General features: G+C 69.9%; 22 protein-coding genes and 2 pseudogenes. 11 read left to right on the forward strand and 13 right to left on the reverse strand.

Annotated elements, in window-relative coordinates:
- Positions 1-47: 47 nt before the first annotated feature.
- Positions 48-1,355 (reverse strand): ABC transporter substrate-binding protein, encoded by a 1,308-nt coding sequence (locus ABD352_RS24385; protein ID WP_344614790.1) that lies wholly within the window; start codon positions 1,353-1,355, stop codon positions 48-50.
- A 181-nt stretch (positions 1,356-1,536) separates the two neighbouring features.
- Between ABD352_RS24385 and ABD352_RS24390 the strand changes: the two genes are divergently transcribed.
- Positions 1,537-2,379, forward strand: coding sequence for a helix-turn-helix domain-containing protein (locus ABD352_RS24390; protein ID WP_344614791.1), 843 nt, complete (start codon positions 1,537-1,539; stop codon positions 2,377-2,379).
- A gap of 44 nt (positions 2,380-2,423) precedes the next feature.
- A complete protein-coding gene (locus tag ABD352_RS24395; protein ID WP_344614792.1) occupies positions 2,424-3,035 on the forward strand; it encodes a dihydrofolate reductase family protein in 612 nt (203 codons plus the stop codon).
- A gap of 11 nt (positions 3,036-3,046) precedes the next feature.
- Here the strand turns inward: ABD352_RS24395 and ABD352_RS24400 are convergent, their stop codons facing one another.
- Positions 3,047-3,895, reverse strand: coding sequence for a LacI family DNA-binding transcriptional regulator (locus ABD352_RS24400; protein WP_344614793.1), 849 nt, complete (start codon positions 3,893-3,895; stop codon positions 3,047-3,049).
- 80 nt (positions 3,896-3,975) lie between these two features.
- On the opposite strand from ABD352_RS24400, the gene ABD352_RS24405 reads away from it, so the two are divergent.
- The 3 genes from ABD352_RS24405 (at position 3,976) to ABD352_RS24415 (ending at position 11,726) form a co-directional block, all read left to right on the forward strand.
- Positions 3,976-5,217, forward strand: a complete 1,242-nt coding sequence (locus tag ABD352_RS24405; RefSeq protein ID WP_344614794.1) for an ROK family transcriptional regulator — start codon at positions 3,976-3,978, stop codon at positions 5,215-5,217.
- Between the two features lie 714 nt (positions 5,218-5,931).
- Complete coding sequence (locus ABD352_RS24410; RefSeq protein WP_344614795.1) at positions 5,932-8,445, forward strand: galactose-binding domain-containing protein; 2,514 nt, start codon at positions 5,932-5,934, stop codon at positions 8,443-8,445.
- Positions 8,446-8,459: 14 nt separating this feature from the next.
- Positions 8,460-11,726 (forward strand): glycosyl hydrolase family 95 catalytic domain-containing protein, encoded by a 3,267-nt coding sequence (locus tag ABD352_RS24415; RefSeq protein WP_344614796.1) that lies wholly within the window; start codon positions 8,460-8,462, stop codon positions 11,724-11,726.
- 57 nt (positions 11,727-11,783) lie between these two features.
- Here ABD352_RS24415 and ABD352_RS24420 read toward each other — a convergent pair whose 3' ends face one another.
- From ABD352_RS24420 to ABD352_RS24430, 3 genes are all read right to left on the reverse strand, one after another.
- Positions 11,784-12,071 carry a hypothetical protein gene (locus tag ABD352_RS24420; RefSeq protein ID WP_344614797.1) on the reverse strand — a complete coding sequence of 96 codons (288 nt, stop codon included), beginning with the start codon at positions 12,069-12,071 and terminating at the stop codon, positions 11,784-11,786.
- Positions 12,072-12,141: 70 nt separating this feature from the next.
- Positions 12,142-13,374, reverse strand: a complete 1,233-nt coding sequence (locus ABD352_RS24425) for an ROK family protein (protein ID WP_344614798.1) — start codon at positions 13,372-13,374, stop codon at positions 12,142-12,144.
- Positions 13,375-13,389: 15 nt separating this feature from the next.
- A complete protein-coding gene (locus tag ABD352_RS24430; RefSeq protein WP_344614799.1) occupies positions 13,390-14,130 on the reverse strand; it encodes a nuclear transport factor 2 family protein in 741 nt (246 codons plus the stop codon).
- A gap of 109 nt (positions 14,131-14,239) precedes the next feature.
- On the opposite strand from ABD352_RS24430, the gene ABD352_RS24435 reads away from it, so the two are divergent.
- Positions 14,240-15,118 (forward strand): helix-turn-helix domain-containing protein, encoded by an 879-nt coding sequence (locus ABD352_RS24435; protein ID WP_344614800.1) that lies wholly within the window; start codon positions 14,240-14,242, stop codon positions 15,116-15,118.
- 139 nt (positions 15,119-15,257) lie between these two features.
- On the opposite strand, the gene ABD352_RS24440 is transcribed toward ABD352_RS24435, so the two are convergent.
- The 6 genes and pseudogenes from ABD352_RS24440 to ABD352_RS24465 all read right to left on the reverse strand — a co-directional run.
- Positions 15,258-15,737: an NUDIX domain-containing protein gene (locus tag ABD352_RS24440; RefSeq protein ID WP_344614801.1), complete on the reverse strand. Its 480-nt coding sequence runs from the start codon at positions 15,735-15,737 to the stop codon at positions 15,258-15,260.
- Between the two features lie 49 nt (positions 15,738-15,786).
- Entirely contained in the window at positions 15,787-16,398 is a 612-nt protein-coding gene (locus ABD352_RS24445; protein WP_344614802.1) for an NUDIX domain-containing protein, read from the reverse strand.
- Complete coding sequence (locus tag ABD352_RS24450; RefSeq protein ID WP_344614803.1) at positions 16,395-17,318, reverse strand: GNAT family N-acetyltransferase; 924 nt, start codon at positions 17,316-17,318, stop codon at positions 16,395-16,397. Before ABD352_RS24450 ends, ABD352_RS24445 begins: the two co-directional genes overlap by 4 nt.
- A complete protein-coding gene (locus tag ABD352_RS24455) occupies positions 17,315-17,722 on the reverse strand; it encodes a class I SAM-dependent methyltransferase (protein ID WP_344614811.1) in 408 nt (135 codons plus the stop codon). Before ABD352_RS24455 ends, ABD352_RS24450 begins: the two co-directional genes overlap by 4 nt.
- A 47-nt stretch (positions 17,723-17,769) precedes the next feature.
- Positions 17,770-18,122: pseudogene (locus ABD352_RS24460) on the reverse strand (lanthionine synthetase C family protein); the annotation flags it as partial.
- Positions 18,119-18,385, reverse strand: a pseudogene (locus ABD352_RS24465) (hypothetical protein); the annotation flags it as partial. The pseudogenes ABD352_RS24460 and ABD352_RS24465, both read right to left, overlap by 4 nt.
- A 533-nt stretch (positions 18,386-18,918) precedes the next feature.
- Between ABD352_RS24465 and ABD352_RS24470 the strand changes: the two are divergent.
- On the forward strand, positions 18,919-19,629 hold the full coding sequence (locus ABD352_RS24470) for an SDR family NAD(P)-dependent oxidoreductase (RefSeq protein ID WP_344614804.1): 711 nt from the start codon (positions 18,919-18,921) through the stop codon (positions 19,627-19,629).
- 37 nt (positions 19,630-19,666) lie between these two features.
- Here ABD352_RS24470 and ABD352_RS24475 read toward each other — a convergent pair whose 3' ends face one another.
- On the reverse strand, positions 19,667-20,038 hold the full coding sequence (locus ABD352_RS24475; protein ID WP_344614805.1) for a GNAT family N-acetyltransferase: 372 nt from the start codon (positions 20,036-20,038) through the stop codon (positions 19,667-19,669).
- Between the two features lie 384 nt (positions 20,039-20,422).
- The gene (locus tag ABD352_RS24480) at positions 20,423-21,112 is read right to left on the reverse strand and encodes a DUF998 domain-containing protein (RefSeq protein ID WP_344614806.1); all 690 of its coding nucleotides are present in this window, start codon (positions 21,110-21,112) and stop codon (positions 20,423-20,425) included.
- Between the two features lie 198 nt (positions 21,113-21,310).
- Here ABD352_RS24480 and ABD352_RS24485 point away from each other — a divergent pair, with 198 nt between their 5' ends.
- The 4 genes from ABD352_RS24485 to ABD352_RS24500 form a co-directional block, all read left to right on the forward strand.
- On the forward strand, positions 21,311-22,633 hold the full coding sequence (locus tag ABD352_RS24485) for a sensor histidine kinase (protein ID WP_344614807.1): 1,323 nt from the start codon (positions 21,311-21,313) through the stop codon (positions 22,631-22,633).
- A complete protein-coding gene (locus tag ABD352_RS24490; RefSeq protein WP_344614808.1) occupies positions 22,627-23,343 on the forward strand; it encodes a response regulator transcription factor in 717 nt (238 codons plus the stop codon). The genes ABD352_RS24485 and ABD352_RS24490 overlap by 7 nt, the downstream gene beginning before the upstream one ends.
- Positions 23,344-24,122: 779 nt before the next feature.
- Entirely contained in the window at positions 24,123-25,592 is a 1,470-nt protein-coding gene (gene ltrA / locus ABD352_RS24495) for a group II intron reverse transcriptase/maturase (protein ID WP_344614809.1), read from the forward strand.
- An 82-nt stretch (positions 25,593-25,674) separates the two neighbouring features.
- On the forward strand, positions 25,675-25,860 hold a 186-nt coding region (locus tag ABD352_RS24500), incomplete at its 3' end, for a transposase (protein WP_344614810.1).

A 25,860-nucleotide genomic window follows, 5' to 3' on the forward strand; every position in this document is an offset into this window, starting at 1 on the left:
TATGCCGTCGGCCGGGGGCCGTTGGTGCGGCCCCCGGCCGTGCCTGGTCAGCCCTTGGTTGCGGTGTCGAGGCCGGCGCAGACCTGCTGCGGCGTCGACTTGCCGTAGGCCCCGGTGAGGACCTGGATGATTCGGTCGGAGGCGGAGCCGATCCACACGTCCGGCAGCACCGCGTAGTCGACGCTGTTGTCGAGCCCGAGCGACTGCGACAGCAGCGGGTTGGTCGCGTAGGAGCCGAAGTCGCCGGTGGTCGGCGGCAGGATGCCCGAGTCCTTGACGAAGTCGCCCACCGCGGTGTCGGCGTAGAACTTCGTGACCAGCTTCTTGACGTTGTCGATGTGGCCCGCCTCGGCGCCCTTCTTGGTGATCATGAAGCCGACGCCGGTGAACCCGCGGTACGCCGTGGGCTTCTTGAACGTCGCGCCGCTGGGCACCGGGAATCCGCCGAGCGTCGTCTTCTTGTCGATGCCGGTGCCGGCGGCCGTCGACTCGGTGTAGGCCCACGAGCCGGCCGGCATGATGGCCGCCTTGCCGCCGTAGTACGCCGCGTACATCCCGTCGGCGATGAGCCCGGCCGCGTTGTCGACGAAGACGCCGCCGTCGCGCAGCTGGGTGAACAGCTTGATGCCGTCCATGACGCTCGGCGTCGAGCAGTAGCCGCCCGACTGCATGACCTTCTTCATGGTCGCGGCGTCGGTGTACGACTGGGCGATCTGGTAGAAGAGCTTCTGCCCGGTCCAGTCGTTGCCGCCGACGGTGAGCGGCCCGATGCCTTTCGCGCGCAGCTTCTGCGCGGCGGCGACGAGCTCGTCGGTGGTCGCCGGGATCTGGTCGACACCGGCCTGCTTGAGCAGGTCGGTGTTGTACCACAGCGGCCAGCTGAAGCCCGAGAACGGCAGGCCCTGCAGCTTGCCGCCGGCCGCCCCGCCGACGCGCCACTCGTCCAACGCGGCGGGCTTGATCTTGCCCTCGAGCCCCCAGTCCTTGACGTACTGGTCGGCGGGCACGGTGACGCCGGCGTCGAGCCACCCGAGCGTCTTGTCGAACAGGTTGACGATGACGACGTCGGGTGACTTGCCTGCGGCGACGGCGTTCTCGACCTGGTCGTCGATGGTCTCCAGCCCTTCGGTGAGGTTCACCTTGATGCCGGTCTCGGCGGTGAACGCGTCGAAGACCCGCTTCTGCGCGGCGTTGGCGGAGTTGCCCGACGACCAGCGGGTGACGACGTCGATGGAGGTCGGGGCGGCGGCGGGGTCGTCAGAGCCGCAGGCGACGAGTGCGGGTCCGAGCCCTAACGCGGCGACGGCGAGCGCCGCCGCCGCGCGCACGGCCCGTGGCCTGGTGCGGTGGTCCATGGGGGAGTCCTTTTCGTCTCGGGCAGGCGAATGCAGACGGCGCGCGTCGGGGTCGACGTCCGGCGCCGGAGGGGTGTTCGCCACACAGCGTCCCCGCCGTTCGGCTCGAAGTCAATAACAAAGATTTTTAATCTATGAAAGATGCGAGTAGGGCGGGAGGCACTCGGCCACACTGGGGTTCATGCAGTACGTCGCCCGGGTGCCGGCCCCGCCGCTCGATCTCTTCATCGACGACGTCTACTGCCTCACCGGGGTGCCGCGGCACCGCCGGATGAACGTCCCGCCGATGCCTTCCGCGCACCTGTTCCTCAACCTGAGCGGGCCCGTCCGGCTGTGGGACTGCGACCCGTCGGCGCCGCCGGCCGTGCTGAGCGACGGGTGGTTCATGGGCGTCTGGACCCGGCGCTTCCTCTTCGAGTACCCGACGCCGGTGCGGCTCGTCGGGGTGCATTTCAAGCCGTGGGGCATCTCGCCGTTCGCCAACCTGCCGGCGACCGAACTGCGCGACCGGTGGGTGCCGGTCGACGACGTCTGGCGACGATCGCTGGACCGGCTGCGCAACCAGGTCGGCGACCTCGCCTCGCCCGCCGAGGCGCTGCGGGTCCTGGAGGGGGAGCTGCGTTCGCGGCTGGCCGGGGCGCCGTCGCCCGGGCTGGGCCTGGTCCAGCACGCGGGGGAGCGCCTGGAGACGTGCCACGGTGCCGTCCCGATCGGTGCGCTGGCCGACGCCGCCGGGGTGAGCGGCAACCACCTGGCCGCGCAGTTCAAGTCCCACGTCGGGGTGACCCCGAAGCTGGTGGCGCGGATCTACCGCTTCGCGCAGCTGATCGTGTCGGTGGACGCGCGGGGCCCGGTCGACTGGTCGGGGCTCGCGCACGCGGCCGGCTACTTCGACCAGGCCCACTTCAGCCGGGAGTTCAAGGACTTCACCGGCCACACCCCGACGCAGTACCTGGCCCTGCGGCGCCGGTTTCCGCCGTCGCCCGGGTTCCCGCCGGACAGCGGCCCGATGCCCGCCGATTGATTTTTTACAAGCCTGTCCGCCCCGCGGCGAGCAGGATCGAGGTCGTGAGCATAGTCATCATGCACAACGTGGTGTCGGTGGACGGCTTCATCGCCGACAGCAACGACGGCGTCGGGCCGCTGCACGACTGGTACTGGAACGGCGACACACCGGTCACGCCGGGCGTCGACCCGCAGTTCGACCATTCCGGCGCCGGCAGCCTCTTCAAGGTCTCGCGGGCATCGGCGCCGTACGTCAAGGCGACCTGGGACCGCCTGGGCACGATCGTCATGGGCCGGCACCTGTTCGACCTGGTGAACGGCTGGGAGGGGCGTCCGCCCGCGGGCGAGCACGTGGTCGTGGTGTCGCACCGGCCCAAGCCCGACGGCTGGCACCCCGAGGCGTCGTACCACTTCGTCGACGACGTGAGGGCGGCGATCGACAGGGCCAGAGAGCTCGCCGGGGAGCGTGACGTCGCGGTGAACGCCGGTGACGTGGGCGGCCAGATCCTCGCCGCCGGGCTCGTGGACGAGGTGGCGATGGACGTGGTGCCGGTGGTGTTCGGGTCCGGCAAACGCTACTTCGGCCGCATCGAGGGGCAGCACCTCCTGGAGGATCCCCACGTGGTCATCCAGGGCGAAGGGGTGCTGCACCTGAGATTCAAGGTGCGCCGGTAGCCGGCCGCCGGTCAGCGGCTGGAGCCGCGCACGATGAGCCTCGCCGGGGCCGCCCGCACGATGCCGGCCGGCGCGCCGGACAGGGCGTCGGCCAGCCGGTAGCCGACCAGCTCGCCCAGCTCCTGCACGTCGTGGCTGACAGCGCTCAGCGGCGGGACCGCGAGCTGGCACAGCGCCGAGTCGTCCCACGCCACCAGCGACAGGTCGGCCGGCACGGCCAGGCCCAGGCGGCCGGCCTCGTGCAGCGCGCCGAGCGCCATCACGTCGTTGTCGAACACCAGGGCGGTCGGGCGCTGCTCGAGGGCGGCCAGGGCGGCCACCGCGCGCACCCCGGCCGCCTCCGAGTAGTCGCCGTCGAACGAGGTGGTGCGCACCCCGTGCTCGGCGGCTGCCCGCTCGAACGTGCGGCGGCGGATGATGGTGTGCGCCATCGGCGCCGGGCCGGCGACGTGGCCCAGGTGCGTGTGCCCGGCCGCGACCAGCTCGCCGACCACGTCGCGCATGGCGACCTCGTCCTGCGTCCAGACCGTGGGCAGGCCGTCGGCGGTCTCCGGGTCGCCGATGACGACGCAGGGCAGGCCCAGCTCCTTCACGAGGGCGACGCGCTCGTCCCCGGGCAGCAGGTCGATGAGGATGACGCCCTGCACCTGGCCGTACTGCGCCCAGGCCCGCATCCGCTCCACCGCCTGCGCCACCGTTGCCACGACCTGCAGCAGCACCGGCACGCCGAGCGGGACCAGCACCCGCTCGATGCCGGCGATGAACTCGTGGAAGAACGGCTCGGCGCCGAGGACCTCCGCGTCGCGCACGAGGGCGAGCCCCACCGGCGTGCCCTGCTGCGGGGTCGCTGCCGCGGCCAATGGGTCCTCCTCGTGGTTTAGCCTTCGTCCCCGTAACGTAGTCGTGCGACAGCGTACGGCGAGACGAAAGGGCGGTGGGCGTGGCGCGACGGGAGTCAGCGGCCGCGGGGCCCGGCAGCCGTGCGCTCATCGTGGACCTCATCCGCTCCTCCGGGCCGATCAGCCGGGTGGAGCTCGTCAACGCGACGGGTCTCACGCAGCCGACGATCTCCAACATCGTGCGCCGGCTCATCGACGACGGCGTGGTGCGCGAGACCGGCGACACGGTGGCCACCCGCGGCAAGCCGCGCTCGATGCTGGTCATCAACTCCCGCGCGGCGTACGGCGTCGGCATCCACGTCGGCGCCGACACCCTTACCTGCGTGGTCACCGACACCCGCGGCGGCACCGTCGGCCGCCAGCTCGTCGCCGGCCCGGCCGACGGGCGCCCGGAGAGCATGGCCGCGCACCTCGCCGCGCTGTACCACGACATCACCCGCGGCCTGGGCCTGCCGCCGCAGAGCGTGGCGGGCATGGCGGTCGTCGGCCCGGGCCCGGTCGACGTGGCCCGGGGCCGCTTCCTGGCGCTGCCGGAGGCGCCTCCCGACCCGCAACGGCGCGCGGCCGGCCTCGACCTGGCCCACGCCCTGACCGGCCGCCTCGGCGTCCCCGTCCTCGTCGACAGCGACGCCGCCGCGGCCGCCGTCGGCGAGTTCTGGGGCCGGCAGGTCTCGCGCGAGCGCACCTTCGGCTGCCTGTACATGAACTCGGGCATCGGCTCCGGCGTCGTCCTCGACGGCGCCCTGCACCGCGGCGCCAGCTCCAACGCCGGCAAGCTCGGCCACATCGCGGTCGTCCGCGACGGCGAGCGCTGCCGCTGCGGCAATCGCGGCTGCCTGGAGCAGTACGCCGCCCCGCGGGTCCTGGTCGCTCGTGCCCGGGCCACCGGCGGCCTCGCCGACCGCCTCGGCATCCGCCCCGACGACCCGGACGCCCGCGCCTTCGACGTGCTGGCCCGCGCCGCCCTCTACGGCGACGAGGCCGCCCGCGCGCTGGTCGACGAGTCCGCGGCCCTGCTGGCCGAGGCCGCCCTGGCCCTGGCCAACCTGTGGGACATCGACACGCTCGTGCTGGCCGGCCCGGGCTTCGCGGTGGCCGGCTCGATCTACGTCACCGAGATCCGCCGCCGCCTGGCCGAGCGCGCCTTCGCCCGCGAGGTCCACGACGTGCGCGTCGACCTGTCGAGCAACCCGCGGGACTCGGCCGCGATCGGCGGCGCCGCCCTGGTCCTGCAGGCCTCGGTCGCCCCCGGCCACGGCCCCGACGTCGCCGCTCGCGTGTAGGTGGTTGGCGTTCACGGTCGATCACGTCTCGTGATCGAAGGAAGTACGGCCGCGCTGGCCGCCGAACGGCGTCCGCCGAAGGTCAAGTCGATCGCCGCGCCGGGCCCGAAAACCTGTTAACAGCAACCACCTGGGGCGCGGCGCGCCGGCCGCCGGGTCGGCGCGGGGCGTGACGCCGCTCCGTCAGACAACCGGCAGAGGCTGACCTGGCCACGCCGGCACCGAGCGCGCGGGCCGGCTGGTCCGGCGTAGGGCGTGCCGCCCGAGCAGACGCAGAAGGCCGCCGCCGACGCCGTTGCCCGGGTCCTTGGCCGACGCGTCGTCTGCAGCGGGCTACGTACCGCCGTGGGACGAGTGCATCGGCGAGATCCAGCGCTGTTGCACCGGTAAGAAGCTCATCGCCGCAGCGGAGGCCGGCCACCGCGGCCGCGGCGCCGGGGATCACCAGGGCTCTGGCGCGATCGGCGGGAGGCGGGTAGCGTGCCGTTGATCGGCCGCCCGCCACGCGGTTGACGACGGTCTCGGATCATCATAGATTAATAATGTAACTTTTCCGGCGCACCCAGGGGCCATTCGGCAGCCCCGGTGTCCCGCCAATTCCGCCGCGGCTGCCCGCCACCCCCGCCTGAGGCCTCGCCAGGCGGCGGGCGCCGCCGTGCCCGCTTCGACCGTGACCGGCGTTCACGGTGAGAATCCGCCCCCCGAAGGAGCCCCATGCCACACAGCAGAACCCGGCGGGCCGCCCGCCTCGCCGCCGGGATCGCCGCGCTCGGCGTCGCTGCCGCGGTCGTCTGGGTCGCCGTGCCCTCGATCGCCGCACAGTCCGCCGCCGCGGCGCCCCGCGTCATCCACGTGGCCAAGAACGGCAACGACGCCAACCTGGGCACGCAGGCCGCCCCCTACCTGACCATCAACAAGGCCGCGCAGGACGCGCAGCCGGGCGACAAGGTCGTCGTGCACGCCGGGCTCTACCGCGAGACGGTCAAGCCGGCCCGTGGCGGCACCGACGAGGCCCACCGCATCACCTACACCAACGCCGGCGACGGCGAGGTCGTCGTCAAGGGCTCCGAGCAGATCAGCAACTGGGTGCGCGGCAGCGGCAACGTCTGGAGCGTCACGCTGCCCAACTCGTACTTCGGCGACTACAACCCGTATGCGACCGGCCAGCCGATGGGCGGCGGGAGCGACACGTTCCCCGGGTACACCGCCGGCGACGTGTACCTCAGTGAGCAGGCGTACCTCGAGAAGCCCGCGCAGGCCGACGTGCAGAACTCGGCCGGCACGTGGTTCACGCAGGTCTCCGGGCCCAACACCACGATCTGGGCCAACTTCGGCGGCGCCGACCCCAACGCCAAGCTCGCCGAGATCAACGTGCGCCGGCAGGTCTTCGCGCCGGACGTGTGGGGGCTGGGGTACATCACCGTCGACGGCTTCACCGTGAAGCACGCCGCCGGCACCTACTCCGACTTCCCGAGCAGCCCGTCGCGGCGGCAGGCCGGCGCGATCAGCGTCAACGGCGGCCTGCGCTGGATCATCCAGAACAACATCGTCGTCAACGCCCGCACGATCGGCATCGACATCGGGCTGGGCTGCGACGAGTGGGCCGGCAACCGGCCCGGCACGACCCGGACGAACTTCCACGACACGAGCAAGTACGGCTCGCACATCGTGCGCAACAACTACATCGCGAAGTCCGGGCAGTCCGGCATCGCCGGGGTCTTCTCGTGGAACTCCCAGATTCTCTACAACATGATCGAGGACACCAACTACCGCAACGAGTTCAGCGGCGCGGAGACGGCCCCGATCAAGGTGCACTACATGAACCAGGGCCTCATCAAGGGCAACTACGTCAAGAACTCCCGCGGCGGCAACTCCGCCGGCATCTGGACCGACTGGGGCAACCAGAACGTCCGCATCACCGGCAACATCGTCATGAACGCGCCGTGGGGCTACTACGCCGAGGCGGTGTTCGGCCCGATCCTGGTCGACAACAACGTCTTCATCGGCAACAGCGACATCCGCACGCTGGACGCCACCGGCATCGTCTTCGCCAACAACCTGTTCATCGACAACGGCCGCATCAACATCGACGGGTCCGGGCGCGACGCCTACTACTTCCAGCCCGGCACGATGAACGAGACGACCTCGAACACGTCGCCGATGAAGGACTTCTGGTACAACAACCTCGTCCAGGGCTCGACGCTGCCCGACACCACGACGAACAAGACGCAGGTGAAGGAGGGCAACGTCACCGGGCAGCTGTCCAACGTGCGCTACACGGCGTCCAACACGGCGATGTCGCTGAGCTTCGACCTCAACACCGCCGGCATCACCGGCCTCACCCCGGTCACCCGGGCCCGGGTCGGCACCATCCCGAAGGCCGGCGAGAGCATCGCCGCCGACGTCACCACCGACTTCTTCGGCAACGCGATCGCGTCCACCAACACGATGGCCGGCCCGTTCGCCTCCGCCCACAGCGGCGCCAACACGTTCGCGCTGTGGCCGCCGGCCGGGCAGACCGTGCCGAAGCCGCCGGCCCCGCCGTCGGACGTGCCGGTGAACCTGGCCCGCGGCGCCGGCGCCCGGGCCGTCGCGTCCTACCAGGACGGCACGCTGACCGCCGCCAACGCCATCGACGGCAACCCGTCCTCACGCTGGTCCAGCGACCACAGCAACGACCCCAACGCGTGGATCTACGTCGACCTCGGCGCCAGCTACGCGGTGTCAACGGTGAACCTCGTCTGGGAGGCCGCGTACGCGAAGGGGTACAAGATCCAGACCTCCGACAATGCGACACAGTGGACGGACGTCTACTCCACAACCACCGGCGCCGGCGGCACGGACACCGTCACCGTCGGGCGAAACGCGCGCTACGTGCGCATGCAGGGCGTCACCCCGGCGACGCAGTGGGGCTACTCGCTGTGGGAGTTCGAGGTGTACGGCACCCCGATCGGCGGCGGGACCGGCCCGTCGGTCTACGGCGACGCCAACTACACCGGCCCGTCGGCGACGTTCGGCGTCGGCAGCTACGACCTGGCCCAGCTCCGGGCGGCCGGCATCGCCAACGACAGCATCTCCTCGATCCGCGTCCCGGCCGGCTACCAGGTGATCGCGTACGCCGACGCCGGCTTCTCCGGCACCGCGTGGACGTTCACCGCCGACACGCCCAACCTGCTCAACACCGGCAACAATGACGCCATCTCCTCGCTGCGGGTGGCGACCCGGTGAAGAAGGGAACCGCCATGCGCAGAGCCATCAAGTGCGCCGTCGGCATCGCGGCGGTGCTGATCGCCGGGGCCGCGGTGCGGCTGCCGTCGGCGGCCGCCGACACGCCGGTCAACCTCGCCCGGGGCGCCGGTGCCCGGGCCGTCGCGTCCTACCAGGACGGCACGCTGACCGCCGCCAACGCCATCGACGGCAGCACCTCCACCCGCTGGTCCAGCGACCACAGCAACGACAACAACGCCTGGATCTACGTCGACCTGGGCGCCGCCTACGCGGTGTCGACGGTGGACCTCGTCTGGGAGGCCGCGTACGCGAAGGGGTACAAGATCCAGGTCTCCGACAATGCAACACAGTGGACGGACGTCTACTCGACCACCACCGGCGACGGCGGTTCCGACACCGTCACCGTCGGGCGCAGCACCCGCTATGTGCGGATGCAGGGCGTCACCCCGAACACGCAGTGGGGTTACTCGCTGTGGGAGTTCGAGGTGTACGGCACGGGCTCGACCGGCGGCGGCAGCGGCTCGCCGACGGTGGCGCCGTCGAGCACCTACCCGCAGACGTACGCGGACTGGGCCAACGGCCTGCTGGCCGGCAACGGCAAGCAGGGCATCATCGTCTTCGGCAACCCGCGCAACGAGACCGTGGTCTTCAACGACAAGCGGTTCTTCATGGCGCGCACGGAGGCGCGCCCGCACCGCACCTTCAACACCGTCAGCGCCGACAACATCAACAAGATCCGCGACCAGCTGATCGCCGGGCAGTATCAGCAGGCCAACCAGCTCGCCGCGGACGTTCAGGGGTACCAGGGCGGCGGCGAGGGCAGCAAGCACCCGGGCTTCAAGATGACCATGCAGATGCCCGACGCCGGCACCGTGCGCAACTACTCCCGTTCCACGGACTATGCCTCGGGCGTGGTGTCGGTGAACTGGACGGACGACAAGGGCAGCTGGCAGCGCGACTCGTTCGTGTCCCGCACGGACGGGGTCACGGTGCAGAACATGGCGGCCCCGAGTGGCCAGCGGCTGAACGTCACGCTGGGCCTGTCGATCGATACGGGCATGAACCTGACGAACAAGGGCGTGACGTACACCAACAACACCACCACCGACTACCTCAACCTGCGGGCGAAGTACCCCAGCGGCTCCTACAACGCCGGCTACGAGGGCGTCACCCGCATCGTCACAGACGGCACGAAGACGCTGTCCGGCGGCAACGTCACCGTCGCCAACGCGACCTACGTGACGCTGCTGTCGCTCACCCAGCGGTACAACGGGACGTACAACGGCGGCGTCACCGCGGAGACGGAGTGGAACCGGCAGCTGCTGCAGCAGCGGCTGTCCGGCATCAACGACAGCTACCAGACGCTGCTGAACCGCCACACGAGCAAGCACCGGGAGATCTTCGGCCGGATGTCCATCGACCTCGGGGCGAGCGCGGCCGACCGGGCCAAGCCCACCGAGCAGCTGCTGGCGGAGCAGAAGAACTCCTCGACGCCGATCCCGGCGCTGTACGAGCGGATGTTCTACGCCGGCCGCTACCACCTGCTGGCCTCGTCCAACGAGACCGCGGCACCGGACCTGCTGGGCAACTGGACCGGCGACAGCAACGTCGGGTGGGACGGCTACTACCACCTCGACGCCAACCTCAACCTGCAGATCTCCAGCGGCAACGTCGGCAACATGCCGGAGGCCATGGCCGGGTACTTCTACCTCAACCAGCAGTGGCAGAACGACTTCCGGACCAACGCGCGCAAACTGCTCGGCACGCGGGGCATGCTCACCGGCGGCAACACGCCGAACGAGGAAGGGCTCATCTCGAACATCAACTTCGACTACCCGTACCAGTACGTCACGGGCGGCGAGTCGTGGCTGCTGTACCCGTTCTGGGAGTACTACGAGGTGACCGGCGACAAGACGTTCCTCGCCGACAAGTACTACCCGCTCATCCGCGACATGGGCGACTTCTACGAGGACTTCCTCGTCAAGAAGGACGCCAACGGCAAGTACATCCTGGCCGGCTCCATCTCGCCGGAGAACCGGCCGCCGAACGGGGTGCCGCTGGCGGTCAACTCGGTGTACGACATCTCCGGCGCCCGCTTCGCCCTCTCGACGCTCATCCAGACCAGCAAGGCGCTCGGCCGCGACGCCGACAAGATCCCGGTCTGGCAGGAGAAGCTCAACAATCTGCCGCCGTACATCATCAACAACGACGGCGCGCTGGCCGAGTGGGCGACGCCGGGTCTGGCCAACCAGAACCAGTACCAGCACCGGCACTCCAGCGGGCTGATGCCGATCTGGCCGTACCGCGAGCTCACGCCGGAGACCAACCGGGCGCAGTGGAACGCGGCCCACGTCTTCCTGCAGAAGAAGGACCAGGGCAGCTACGAGAACGCCGGCCACGGACTGCTGCACGGGGCACTGATCGCCGCCGACACCAACGACGCCGCCTCAGTCAACGCCAAGCTGCTGCGCTTCGCCAAGGAGGACTACTACTACAGCAGCATGGCGACGTCGCACTACAACAACCACAGCGTCTTCGCCACCGACGTGGTCAACTCCGTTCCCACGATCATGATGGAGATGGCGGCCGCCACCCAGCCCGGGACGATCGAGCTGCTCCCGGCGATGCCCGCGGGCCTGTCGAAGGGCACCATCAACGGCATGCTGGGCAAGGGCCAGTTCGCCATCAACAACCTGACCTGGGACAACAACGCCCACACCATGACGGTGACGCTGACGTCGAAGATCGACCAGAACCTGACCCTGATCCAGCGCAACGGTATCGCCTCGATCACCACCGACGGCAGCGCCGTGCAGAGCTCGCCGCTGGGCACCATCGCCCGCGTCGTGCCGCTGCAGGCCGGCCGGGCGACCACGCTCAACCTCACCACGACCGCGGGCCGGACCAACCTGGCCCTCAACAAGGCCGCCACGGCGTCGTCGCAGTCCAACGCCGATCAGGGCCCGGCGAAGGCGGTCGACGGTGACACGGCGTCGCGCTGGGCGGCGAGCCAGGACCCGAACAACTGGATCCAGGTGGACCTCGGCGGCACGTTCAACCTCAGCGAGGTCGACCTGCTGTGGGAGGCGTCGTACGCGAAGGGGTACAAGCTGCAGGCCTCCACCGACGGCTCCTCGTGGCGAGACATGTACACCACGACGTCCGGCGCCGGCGGCACCGAGCGGATAACGGTCAGCGGCCAGGCCAGATACGTCCGGATGCAAGGCACACAACTGTCGGGGCAGTGGGGCTACTCGCTGTACGAGCTGCAGGTCTACTGAACGAATTGCCGGGCGGGCGCCGTGTGGCGTCCGCCCGGCACCGTGCGCGGGGACGAACTACGAAGGACGACCACGGTCAGATCGAACCATCGACGCATCGCGAGGACGCTGGTCGCTGAAGCCGAACGCGAAGGTGCCCGACTCGATGCGGTCGATGAGTTCGCCAACATTGTCGGCCAGCCGGACGGCGCTGTCCCATCCGCTGCTGGTGATGTCGACCAGCACCGGTGCGGGGTCGCTGGGCACGTCGAGCACGAGCTGTTCACGAGATCCGTCACCGCCGATGATCGCGGTGCCGGGGTGCACGCCGGCGCTCTGGTCGCATGCATGGTGCAGCTCGAGCATTTCGCGTGGCGTGTCGGCCACCGAGGCCGCCGGCCGCGCCCGGACACCCGATCACCACCGACGGCAGGGGTCAGGCTTGCGCCGCCAGCGTGAGCGAACCGAGCAGCGCGGCGTCCTGGGCGAACGTCGACAGCACAACCTCGGGTGGGTACGGCAGCGCGTGCGAGAGCCGGTCGCGTAGCAGATCGCGGACGAGGTCGTCGCGGGCGACGCTACCGACGAGCACGAGCCGCTGCGGGTCGAGGAGCAGGCAGCAGGTGACGACGTGGCGGGCCAGCTCGTCGACACGGGCGACCAGCGCGTCGCGCACCGGCCCGGACGGCACTGCGGCCGCGCAGAGCCCGGCCGCACCATCCGCCGGCGCCAGCTGATCGGCCAGGTTGTCGAGGGCCCTCCCCGAGAACTGCGCTTCGAGCAGCGGCTCAGGCGACGCCGGCCAGTCGGCGCCGCTGACGGCGTAGGCGATCTCACCGGCCCCGCCGCGATGCCCGGGCACGACGGCGCCGTTGACCGTGACGGCTGCGGCGACCCCCGTGCCCAGCCCGATGACCAGTCCGGGATCGGCGTCCCGCAGCGCTCCCCGGTGCAGCTCGGCAACGGCGGCGGCGTTGAGGTCGTTGGTGACCCGCACGCGGGAGACGCCCAGGTGATCGCGGACGGCCTCGGCCAGGCGCAAGGTCTCCCAGCCCGGTACCGGCCGGGTGCGGGACGAGCAGCCTCTCGTCCCGCACCCGGCCCGGTTCACAGCCCGAACGCGCGGCCCTCGATCAGGATGAGCAGGCCGATCCCGATCAGCACGACCGGCAGCAGGATGTGCCCCCACCGGGCCAGGGCCCGGGCGATGACCGGACGTGTGGCAAAGAACCGGCCCGGCCGCGATCCACCCGCCGAGCCACAGCACCGTGCTGTCCGCGGCCGGATAGCCAATGCCGGGGTAGGCCTGCGCGATGGTCGGCAACTCGGCGGCATCGACGGCAGGACGACGTCGCCGTTGGCCGGCCAGCAGGTCGTCGAGCATCGACTCGGCGACGCCCGGGAACGGCTGCGGATCTCGCACGGTGAGCAGGGCCCGCAGCAACCCCCGACGCTGCTGCACGTTGCTGCGGGCACCGCTCGCCATTGCGCTCACGTCATCGGATGTGATGCCGAGCCGCAGCGTGGCCGAGTCGTCAGCGAGCAGGCTGAGGATGCCTCGGACCAGGTCGTCGGGGACGCTCGCGGTGCCGGGAGCACTCCGGCACGGGCAGTCGAGGTCGACGAGGTCGCGGTATTCGCTCAGCTCGAGCAGGCGACCAGTGGCCATCATGTACTGCGCCGGTCAGAACAGGCCGTTGCCGTGCGGCAGGTCCGCCGGGATCGGGGCGATGACGTCCCAGTGCTCGACGATCCTGCCGTCGGCGACCCGGAACAGGTCATAGTAGGCAACCGGACCGCCGAACTCGCCTTCGGACTGCAGCAGCACGAACTCACCCTCGGCGATGACACGGTGCACGGTCCTGTACACGAGGTTCTTGCCCTGCTGCGCCCACGTCGCCGCGGCAGCACCGAAGCCGTCCAGGCCGTCGGCGGCCTCTGGGTTGTGCTGGTGATACGTCTCGGTGGAAATGTAGTTGGTCAACACGCTGTAGTCGGCGCCCACGAGGACCTTCTGAGCGAACTCGGTGACCAGTGCCCGATTCGCCTCCGTCCGGTCGGCTTCGGTCACCTCGGTGGGGCCGTCGGTCTGCGACCGGCCGGAGGCGGTTGGTTCCACGACGGGGGTGAGCGCATCCCAGTGTTCGGCGAGTTTGCCGTCCTGTACCCGGAAGATGTCGAAGGCCACCAGCGGCATCGGGCCGAAGCCGTGGTAAACGCCGTGCAAGGCGACGAGATCGCCGTCGCTGATGCTCCGCGCGGGCTCGTAGCGGAAGCCGGCGGGGAGAGCTGCGACGAGGTCGCGCAGCCCCTCAGGTCCATCAACGGCGAGGCTGCTGTGCTGCGTGTACGTGGGTGCGACCCAACGGTCCACGGCCGACGGGTCCTTGTCGCGGAACAACTGGCCGGCGGCGGTCGCAACCACGTCTCGAGTGCTCATACCCGGGTACTCCTTCTGACGACGATCCTGGTGTTCTGTTAGCTCCAGGGTAGGGCCGGAAATCCGGCATAGCCGGGTACACTGGCGACTCGCGATGGTCAAAAACCGACACCATGATATTCCCGAGCTCGGGTTCGCCTCCCCGGTCGGCACTCCGGCCGGGATCGAGGTGATGACGTTCACCGAGCTGCGTTCTCGTGTGGGCGGTCGCGCCCTCGGGGCGCCCCGGCGCCCCGCATTTCACCAACTGCTCAACCTGAGCCGGGGCGCGCTGCACCACACCGTGGACTTCACCGACTACACGGTCGAGCCTGGTTCATGGCTTTGGATCCGTCCCGGCCAGGTGCAGCAGTGGGGCGATCTGCAACTCACCGAGGGCACGCTGATCCTGTTCGAGCAGGACTTCCTCGACCCGGCCACCGCCACGACCGCGCGGCTCGACGACCCCTATGCACCACTCGTCTACGAGCCCGGCCACGACCAGCTGCAGTCGCTGCGTGATGCCGCGGACCACCTCGGCCGCGCGTTCGGCGCCGTGGGCCAATTGCCGCTCGACGTCCAGCAGACGGTGCTGCGTCACCTCCTCGCCGTCCTGGTCCTGCGCCTGGCACACCTCGCCGCCCCGGCCGGTGCCGTAGTCCCGGAGCCTGGCGATACGTTCGTGCGTTTCCGCACCGCGGTCGAGGTCGAGTTCACCCGCACCCGGCGGCTGAAGGACTACGCCGACGCCCTCAGGTACGACCCGCGCACCCTCTCACGCGCCACCCAGGCGGCCACCGGCGTCAACGCCAAGGAGTTCATCGACCGCCGCGTGGTCCTGGAGGCCAAGCGGCTGCTCGCCCACAGTGACCACACCGCCGCCCAAATCGCAGCACATCTGGGCTTCAGCAGCGCCACCAACTTCAGCAAGTACTTCCACCAGCGCACCGGCACCACCCCGATCGCCTTCCGCGCCAACGTGCGCGGCGGATGACGCCCAGGGCATCGGTTGCGGGGTTACGCATGCGCAGGATGGGTTTGATGACTTCCCCGGTGTGCGACTTGTCGAGTGCGGCACCAGGCGGTCGAACGGGAACCTGCCCTGTGGGCGTACAGGCTCATGACGGTGGTGATCAGTTCGTGGCTGCGGCCACCGCCGCCGAGTACACCGATGATGCGCTTGTTGCGGGGCGGCCATCACGGCGGCCAGCCCGACGGTGCCGACCCCGAAGACGGCGATCTGCGCGCCGGGCTCCGGCGAGGCATCGCTCCGGCAAGCGCCGCTTGACTCGCCATAGTTCCGCCACCCGTGCGATGCGCGGAACGCCGTGCGCCGCGGGGTCGGCTTCGAGGTGGAAGAAGACCCCGATCCGGGGAACCCGGTCCGGCGGGTGCCAGTGCGTCATCGCGACGACCCGCAGCAGGTGCGGCGGCAGCCGCAGTCCCGTCTCCTCCCACGCCTCCCGCGCCATGCGGTCCTCGAGACGCTCACCCAGCTGGAGCTTCCCGCTTGACGTGTCCCACTTGGATGGTGCGTAGCCGCCTCGGCGGAGCCCGACGAGCAGTTCGACGCCGTGCTGGCCAGGGCGCGTGTAGAGCAGCAGCACGTCCACCGTCAGCGTGTACGACGCGGCCGCGGCGGCGTCGTCATGGCGGCGTGGTCTACCCGTCATGCGCGGACCCGCCAGAGGTCGCGGTCCGTAGCAGGCCGAGTTTGGTCAGAAACCGAGCCAGGTGCGGGTCGGTGCGCTCGGCACGCCACGCCATGACCTCAGCGCACGTATACCAGCCCCAGCCGGCGAACTCACCCGCATCAGGAGTGATCGACTGTCCGGGGTCCAACGCGATCGGGAACCACAACGTGACGTCCGTATGGACGTGGGAACCGACGGTCTGGGTGACGGTCACGAACAACGTCCGTCCGCCCGGCCAGAGCGGATGCGGGACCGCGACCGCTTGGAGCTCTTCGTCGGCTTCACGGGCCACAGTGGCCCACGGCAGTTCGCCGGGCTCGACATGACCACCCGGCGGCAGGAGCCGTCGGGCTTTGCGGTGTTCGACGAGGAACACCCGGCCGGTCCACGCGTCGTAGGGCAGAAAGTAGGTGACGAGGTGTTTCGATGGCACGTCCGGCGGCACCTGCCGGTACAGCTCGGCGCCGGCGTCGATCCAGGCGAGCACGTCGTCGCGGTCGGCGGCTTCGCGTTCGTCGATCGGGACCAGCCCGGCGACGAGATCGCGCAGTGCCTGGCGATCGTCCCTGACGGTCGTCACGTGTGGGCTCCTTCTGCTACCGGTCCGGTGGCGGGCAGGTCGAGCTCGAAGACGGGACGGTCCCGGCCCGGACCCTTGCAGTCCGCGATCACCTGGATCCCGTCGACCGTGTAGTTCCTGGGGAGGTTGCGGAGGCCAAGCCGCCGCCGGGTCGCGATGGCTGGGGTGTTGCCAGGGGCGCAGGTGAACCACAGCCGGTGACAGCCCCACAGGCGCGCCTGCGTGGCCACCGAGCTGACGAGTGCGCCGGCCACGCTGCGGCGGCGGCGGTGGGCTGGATGGACGGCGACGTCCTGCACGTACACGTCGTCCGGCCCATCCTCATCGTGGCGCCCGGTTGTGGCCGGCATGGCGTTGCGGTCCTCGGTCCGTTTCTGCGCGCAGCGGGCGCACCGGGTCGGGCACGGCGTTGCCGGCGCCATGCCGGCCAGGCCGCTGGTGTCGAGGATCGTGGCCACGGTCTGTTCAAACGTCGAAGTCTCCGGGATGACGTGCTCCGCGGGCACACCCAGCGTATCGAGCGCCACATACCTGCCGCGCATCTCTTCGGCGCTGACCGGGATCGGCTCGGCCCGATTGTGGTGGCGGCGGATGGCCTCCTCGAAGCTGACGTCGAGGTAGTAGACGTGGCTCGGGCCAGGATGTTCGGCGATCGGCTGCCGCAACACGGTGCCGTAGCTGCGGGTACGCAGAATGCCCTCGACGATGGCGTGATAGCCGGTGCTGAGCAGGTACCGCGCGGACATGCCGATGAACCCGGGCGCGACCGCGTCGAGACCGCCATGCTCTCGGAGGACTACCCTTCTGAACTGGTCAAGCTCAATCAGGGCACAGCCGCGGCCGTAACGGCGGCGGACCTCCCGCGCGGTCGTGGTCTTGCCGCTGCCGGAGTCCCCGCGAATGTTCACCAACGTAGTCATCGGCTGCCACCAGGCCAGGTGATCACGATCTGGGTGTGGCGGCGGGCCAGGACCAGCCGGAGCTGCTCGGTGGCGGGCAGCGCGGCGCCAACAGGGTACACGGTGACAGCCGGCCGGGCCCCGGCGCGGTGCAGTCGGTCCCATGCGGCGATCAGGTCGATCAGGTCGCGGGTCAGTGTGGTGGCGTCGGGGCCGAAGCCGTGCGCGCCGCATTGCCAGGTCGCGTCGTCGTGGCGGCGGATGGTCAGGTAGGCGAGGCTGCTGTGGGTGAGCAGGGTGGGGCAGAAGAACCGGTCCTGTGGATCGAGGAGCCCGGCGGTGTGTTCCCGGTCGACGTTGAGTACGCCGTATGGGCGGGGCTGGCTGGCCAGCCACAGGTGCAGGGCCTCGAACGAGGCGTCCATCGGCAGGGTGACCGGTGACCATACCTCGTGGCGTGGCCCGTCGAGGGCCGGCGCGCGACGACGCCGAGACCGGTTACCCCCGGATGAGGTCGTATTCGGCGTAGTGCGGCTGCTCGTGGCGGTCGATGCGGCGGTGCGCGGCGTCGAGGCGGCGCCGCGTGACCGTGGCGGTGCCCTCAGCGGCGACCGCCCGTCCGTGCAGGAATTCCGGGCGATTGATGGCGGCGAGGACGAACGCGAGCGCTGGGGCACCGTAGAAGAGACTGGCGCCCCCACCGATCGTGACGCCGTCGGCGGTCGCAGCGCGCAGCGCCGCGAACGCGGCCGGACAGTTGCCGGCTTCCAGGTGCAGCAGGGCGACGCCCGTAGCGCCGCCTTCCATGGACTGGCCGGCTGTCACCGTGGATGCCGGGCGGGGATCGCGCGGGCGAGGCGGAGGCAGTGCCGTTCGGAGGCGGTGTCGACGCCGATCATGCGGGCGTGGTGCAGGTGTAGCAGATCGGCCAGGACCTGGTCGGGGTCGAGCCCGTCCTGGTCGGCCAGGAGCCGGTAGGTGGTGAGCGCTTCGGTGAGTTGTGTGTCGTGGAGCGGGGTGCGGGCGCGGTCGAGTTGTGCGGGGTCGAGGCGGGGGCCGGTGTGGTGGGGGGCGTGGGTGGCGAGCCAGTGCACGTGCGGGCTCACCTGCGGCGGGTCGGCTGCGTCAGGTGACGCTGGTTGCGTGCGGTAGGGCGGCTCGCGGTCGGGTTGACGTCCGAGGGCGCCGGCCTGGGTCAGCAGCCGCGGGGCCAGGGACCCGCCGATCCACAGCTGCGTGGTCACCGCCTCGTCGGTCGCGGGCGCGGGATGCCAGCGCTGGTCGACGCGGCAGCGACGGCAACCGTCGCCGTCAAGATGCAGGGGCTCCTGCCGGCACCGCGGACACCGGCCGACGGTGGGATAGGTCTTCCGCCAGATCCGGCACGGGGTGCACGTGGCCTCGAACCCCAGGAGTGGCAGTCCGTGCAGCTGCACGGGGCCGGCGATCGCCGCTTCGGCAGCGGCCCGGACGGCCGGGTATGCGCTCAGCGACCCGGCCTCGCGCAGCATTGCCGCGACCCGGTGGCGGTACTTCGGCAGCCACGGTCGGCTGGCCCAGCACCGCGGGCCGTCGTTCGTTGCGCTGGACGAACAGGTTCGATCTCTGATCGCATGGGCGTATGACCCAGGACTTCGAGCGCGTCGCGGTCGTCACCGGTTCCAACCGGGGCCTCGGCCGGGCCATCGCCGGAAAACTCGCCGACCGCGGCTTGACCGTTGTCGTGACCGCCCGGGACGACGTGTCCGCTCAGCGCGCCGCGGCGGAACTGTGCGTCGGTGACCGGTCGGTCGTCGGGCATCAGCTCGACATCACTGACCCGGCCAGTGTTGCCCGGCTGATGGCCGATGTCGCCTACGAACACGGACGCCTTGACGTCCTGGTCAACAACGCGGGGATTGCGATCGACCGTGGTCAGGCGGCAGCCTCCGCCGACATGGAGAAGGTCGCCGCCACACTGAATGCGAACCTGATGGGCACCTGGCGCTGTTGCACGGCCGCCATCCCGGAAATGCGCAAGCACCAGTACGGGAGGATCGTCAACGTCACCACCCACATGGCGACCTCCGCACAACTCGGCACCGGCAGCGTCTCGTATCGAGTCTCGAAGGTAGGCGTCAACGCGTTGACCAAGATCCTCGCCGAGGAACTCCGCGCCGACAACATCCTCGTGAACGCGGCCTCACCCGGCAAGGTCGACACCCGCCTCGCGTACGGCAAAGCTGAGCATTCACCGGATGAGGCGGCCGATACGTTCGTCTGGCTCGCCACCATCCCGGACGACGGACCGACAGGAGCGCTGTTCTACCAACGCCAGCTGTTGGACTGGTGACATAGCCACACGGTCGGCGAGCTGGACCTGAACAGACCTACCGAGTCGTGAGCGGCAGCACCATCGACCGGAACGTCGGAGAGTCCGGAAAGGGCTGCTGCCGGCCGGCCTCCCGCCAGCCGAGCTTCTCGTACAGCTCAGCCGCCGGATTGTCCGGGCGGACAAGTAACGTCGCTCGCTCCTCTGGTCTGCCGTCGAGCAAGGCATCGTGCAGCATCCGGCCGTATCCGCGGCGGCGGCGCTCCGGCGCGACGACCAGTTCGTTCAACGCGAACGTCCGGGTGCCGTCTTCGACGAAGAACGCCGCCGGCTGGTCCGTCTGCAGACCGGTCCACCAGCGAGTGTTGCTGGATAGACCGTAGCCGAGGGCGTAACCGACCAGTTCGCTGTCAAGGTATGCGGCGACCATGGCGAACGTGCGTGCCGCCAGTCAACAAGATGTCGATGAGCGGGCGCACTCGCCGCGATGGGCGTGACTGTCGCTAAGCTGGGCGATCAGTGGTTGCGGGGGATCCAGCCAGGTTCGGGGACCGGCCTTCGTCCCGCGCCCGATCCACACAAATCTTGCCCTAACGCGGCAGACGGCAACGACGTGCGCCAGGCAGGGCCTGCCGGGGGTGGAAGGCTGACCCCGTTCATCCGTACCTACGTGGTCACGAATAGTCATGAGCCTGGCGCTTACAGCCAAGACGAGTGGGGGCTGGGTGCCGATTCTCGTGATGTCACGGGCCGCACGGGCTTCGTGGCCTACACCGCAGGTCCCCACAGCGGTGGCGACCCTCCGGCCACGCGCTCATTCCCGCATTGACGCTGGCTGACGGCGCCGCGACGCCGAAAAGACCGCCGCCGCCAGCGTGGCGAGCAACGCGATGTTGCTCGCCAGGGGCAGGCGTTCGGTGATGCCGCTGTACTGCCGTGCCCCGACCAGCCAGACGGGCTGACCGATGGGGACGAAGGTGCTGACGAACGCGGCGATGCCCAGCAGGCTCGCGGTGGAGCACGCTCGGATGGCGGTCGCCGTCCGGCACCACCGCGCATGCGTCTGGAAGCGGCTGGCCAGCCGGATTCCGGCCAGCGGGAGGCAGACGAAGCCGACCAGCGCGGCGTAGCGGTGCAGTGTGTCGTACCAGACTGGCGGCGTCCCCACCGGCGTCGGCGGGAAGATCGCGGCCACCACCAGCGCGACGCTCCAGACGCCGATCAGCATCCGCCCGGGCCGGCCGGTCGGTGCCTGGCAGTCGATCAGCGCGAAGATGATGCAGATCGATGCGAAGGAGAGCATGACCATGCTGATGCCGACCAGACGCGCGCCCAGCGTCGTGAAAATGAGTTCGCTGAAGGTCGGGTGGATCAGGTCGATGCCACTCGGGCGGCCGAGTTCGCTGGCGAGCGCGGTGGCGACGGCGCACGCGATCCACAACGAACCGGCACCGGCGAGCGGCCGGGCGAGCCGGCTCGGGGATGTCGGGTCTGCATTTCCCATGCGCGAAAGCCTGGACATCGTGAGCCGTCATCTGCCTCAGCGCGCCGAGCGATTGCCCGCCTCGTCCTTGCGGCCGATCGTCGGTAGGTCTGCGGAGCGATGGCCGAGAGCCCCTGCTGTCCCTTAAGGTCTGGCACTCAAGTTATCCGGGGAACTTCACGATGCGCACTGGATCTTTGCCGGGCTAGCCTGCCCGGCATGGACAGTACGGCCAGCGAACGCGGCATCGGCAGACTCCCGGGTCGGGTCTGGTCCGCGCTGCGCCACGTGCTGATCACGGGCCGGGACCGGGAGCTCCCGCCGTCCGGCTGGGGGACCGATGGGCGGCGCTACGCCCAGCGGACGCTGCTCGCGGTGGCCGTGGCGGCGCTGTTCGTGGGCGAGGTCGGTAACGGATACCTGCACGACCACGCGGGCCCGGTAGTCGCGGTCGTCGTCCTGCTGCACATGACTCCGGTGTTCCTCATGCGGCGCCGGCCGTTCACGGCCTGGCGGCTCGCCGTCGCGGGCACCCTGCTGACGCTGGTCGTCGCTGCGATACTCACCGACGGAAGCCAGGAATACCAGCTCGGCACGCCCTGGACGCCCGGGATGCTGCTGTACCTCCCGGTCGTCATGATGACGGTCGCGCGCTGTCCCCCGCCCGGCGCGACGGCCGTCGCCGGGGTCAGCCTCCTGCTCGTACTCCCGGCCGGGCTGGTGGTCGGTGCGGGGCCGCTGTCCGGGGCCGTGGTGTCGGGGATCCTGGCGGTGGGCGCCGCTGCACTGGCCGGCCTGGGCCTCGGCCGGCAGGACCGGATGGAGCAGCAACTCGACATGGTGAACCGGTCCGTGGCCGAGGAGCAGACCCGCCGGGCCGTGCTGGAGGAGCGGGCCCGCATCGTCGGCGAGCTACACGACATCGTCGCCCACCACCTGTCCCTTATCGCGGTACGGACCGAGACCGCGCCGTACCGGCTCGCGGCGCTCCGGTCCGCGCCGGAGGATGATCCGGTACGGGCTGAGCTCGCCGCGATGGGCGACGCGACCCGGCAGGCCCTCGACGAAACCCGGCAGCTCCTCGGTGTGCTGCGGCGTGACGAGGCCGAGTCCGAGGACTTGGCCCCGCAGCCGGGCCTGAACGACGTCGAGGCCCTGGTGGCCGACGTACGCGCCGTCGGCGTGCCCGCGACACTCACGGTGCACGGGCACCCCCGCCCGGTGCCGCCCACCGTCGGCCTGGTCCTGTACCGGGTGGCGCAGGAGGCCCTGAGCAACGCACGGCGGCACTCGCCGGGCGCGCCGGTGCGGGTCGAACTGTGGTATGCGGTGGACCGGGTGCGGATAAGGATCGAGAACTCGCCGCCGCCCCGGCCCGCCCGGTCGGCGGCAGGGCCTGGGCTCGGCATTGCGGGGATGCGGGAACGGATGGCCGTCGTGCGTGGCGAGCTGGCCGTCGAGCCGCGACCCGACGGAGGTTTCGCCGTCGACGCCGCGGTGCCGGTCACCACCGCCCGCGCCGGAGCGCCGGCACTATGGTGACGCGGGTGTTCGTCGCTGATGATCAGGCCATGGTGCGGGAGGGATTCACCTACCTGCTCGACGCCCAGCCGGACCTGTCGGTCGTCGGGACCGCCGGCGACGGCCTGGACGCATTGGCGACGATCGCGGAGCTACGCGAGCGGGGCGAGGGGCCGGACGTGGTGATCATGGACATCCGGATGCCGAAGCTGGATGGGCTCGAGGCGACCCGGCGACTGCTCGAGGAACCGCATCCGGCCGACGGAGCCGAACAGCCACCGCGAGTGCTCGTGCTGACGACCTTCCACCTCGACAGATACGTCTACCAGGCGCTCCGGGTCGGCGCGAGTGGGTTCCTCCTCAAGGACGCCACGGCGACCGAACTCGTCGCGGCTGTCCGGGTCGTCGCCGCGGGCGACTGTCTGTTGGCCCCGGCAGTTACCCGGCGGCTCATCGCCGACTTCGTCCGGGCCGACCGGTCGGCGCCGCCCGTCAGGCCGCAGCGGCTGGCCGACCTCACCACACGGGAGACGGAGGTCCTCGCCCTCGTCGCCCGGGGCCTCACCAACGCCGACATCGCGGTGGACCTGTTCGTTTCGGAGCACACGGTCAAGACCCATGTCGCGCACATCCTGGGCAAGCTGAGCCTGCGGGACAGAGTCCAGGCCGTCGTCCTGGCGTACGAGACCGGCCTCGTCACGCCTGTCCGGACGCCGGTCGCGCCGCCCTGACCGCCCGCGGCGGCAGGCGGGCTAGGGCGCGTTTCATAAAGGGTCGTGGTTGGGTGAGGTCCCGGCGTGGCGTGATCGATAACTGAAGAGGTCTCCGGTAGATGGTTCAGCGACCAAGCAGAACTTCATACCGGAGACCTCGTGGCCACCTTATCGGTGACGAGGCGGCACGACCTGACCGACGCGCAGTTTGCGCCGTGAGGCGCTGTTGATTCGAGCGGAGGTGGAAGACCTTCGTCGCTGACCCTGTCGCAGCGGGGCGGTGGAGCTGGGGGCAGCCTGATCCGGGTGGTGCCGGGAAAGGGTGGGAGCGGCCCTGACAACGTCGGGACGTGCCAGTACTGCCAGATGGTGCGGGTTCGGCAAGCGTGGCGGAGAGGAGTACGAGAGGAACCGGCGTTGTTACGTCCTAACTCGGTCACCGACTCAAATCTGGTGGATATGGGTCGGGTGCGGTGCGCACCGCCGTCTGCTGGCGGCGGGAACTCCTGGGGCGTGTTATTGCGCTCGTCCTGGAGGCCATGAGGAAGGTCTGCGGCGTACTCATGGCGATGCCGCTGGGACACAGTCGGGCTCCTACTCCGTCGAGCGAATCACAGTGAACACGGGAACCGCCTGTCTTCGGTTCCCGGTGGGCGAGCGACCAGCTCGCACATCGGGATAGGCACACCGACTGCCGAACGGGACGGGTGGGGCGGAGCCGTCGTAGTACTCCGAGCCGGGGAGAGCCCGGTGCATGGGGAAGGACGGCAGCGGTTTTGCGAGGGGCGGAGGCTGTAATGCCGAAAGATGCACCGGTGAATACCGGGGCCGCGCCGGAACCGGCCTCGATGGGGCCGCGTCGGCGGGTATCGGAGATGCAGGCCAAGCTTCACCGTTGGGCGGTGGCCGATCCGGGCCGCCGGTTCGACGACTTGTTCAACCTCGTGCACGACCCGGCGACGCTGATCGTGGCGTTCGACCGGGTCGCCGGCAATCAGGGGGCACGAACTGCCGGCGTGGACGGCCTTTCGGTCGCCGACGTCGAGGAGCGGATCGGTGTTCCTGGGTTCCTGGACGACCTGCGTGGCCAGCTCAAAGCGGGCACGTTCCGGCCACTGCCGGTGCGGGAGAAGAAGATTCCCAAGCCGGGCGGATCCGGGAAGGTTCGGCGACTGGGGATACCCGTCGTCGCCGATCGGGTTGTCCAGGCCGCGTTGAAGCTGGTGCTGGAGCCGTTGTTCGAGGCCGACTTCAAGCCGGTCTCCTACGGGTTCCGGCCCAACCGGCGGGCTCAGGATGCCGTTGCTGAGATCCATTTCTTCGGGACCTGCGGTTACCGCTGGGTCCTGGACGCGGACATCCAAGCGTGCTTCGACGAGATCGAGCACGCCGCGTTGATGGACCGCGTCCGGGAGCGGATCAAGGACAAACGGGTCCTGGCGCTGGTGAAGGCGTTTCTGAGGGCCGGTGTGCTCACTGAGCTCGGCGAGCTTCAGGACAGTCACACCGGGACACCTCAGGGCGGCGTCATCTCACCGCTTCTGGCCAACATCGCCCTGGCGGTGCTCGACGAGCATCTGCAACGGGGGTGGGAGCCGGGTGGGGTGATGTCGACCCAAGGACGCCGGAGACGACGACGTGACCGGGGGCTGCCGAACTGGCGGGTCGTCCGTTACGCGGATGACTTCGTGGTTCTGGTCCACGGGACCGAGCAGGACACCGAGGTGTTGCGCGAGGAGGTCGCTCAAGTGCTGCGGCCGATCGGTCTTCGGCTGTCACCGGCCAAGACCCGAGTCGTGCATATGAGTGAGGGTTTCGACTTCTTGGGGTTTCACATCCAGTGGCGCCGCAAGCGAGGAACGAGCAAATGGCACGTCTACACCTTCGTCGCCCAGCGGCCTCTGCGGTCGCTGAAGACGAAGATTCGTGCCTTGACCCACAAGACGTCGCAACAGGATCTGGGCTATGTGCTGACCCGTCTGAACATGTTCATGCACGGCTGGGCCAACTACTTCCGGCACGCCGTCGCGAAGAACACCTTCGGCATGTTGGACAACTTCACCTGGTGGAGGCTGATCCGTATGCTGCGCGAGCGGCATCACTGGACGTGGTCGGACGTCCGCCGCCGGTTCGTCACCGCCTCTGGGCAGTGGCGGCCGATCACAGCGGGCGAGATCGAACTGCGGAAGATCAGCGCGATCCCGGTGACCCGGTATCGCTACCGCAGCACAGCGATCCCCAACCCCTGGAACCTGCAACAAGCCTGACGGCAAAGGCCGTGGAGAGCCCGTTGCGTCGAGAGGCGCACGGCGGGTTCGGCGAGAGGTCCGGGGAAACGGGCCGGGAGCAATCCCGACACCGCGCCCCGGGCCTACTCAGCGGGCGGCGCTCGCGCCGCTACTGCCTGCGCAGCCGTCGCTGGGTCGTCCGCCGAAGTGGGACAGACGGCAGCTCATCAACGGGATCCGCCGGCGCATCCGGGTCGGGGCGCCGTGGCGTGACGTTCCGGCCGAGTACGCACCCTGGCAGACCATC

The sequence above is a fragment of the Dactylosporangium salmoneum genome, from assembly GCF_039532525.1.
GTDB classification, from domain to species: Bacteria; Actinomycetota; Actinomycetes; order Mycobacteriales; family Micromonosporaceae; genus Dactylosporangium; species Dactylosporangium salmoneum.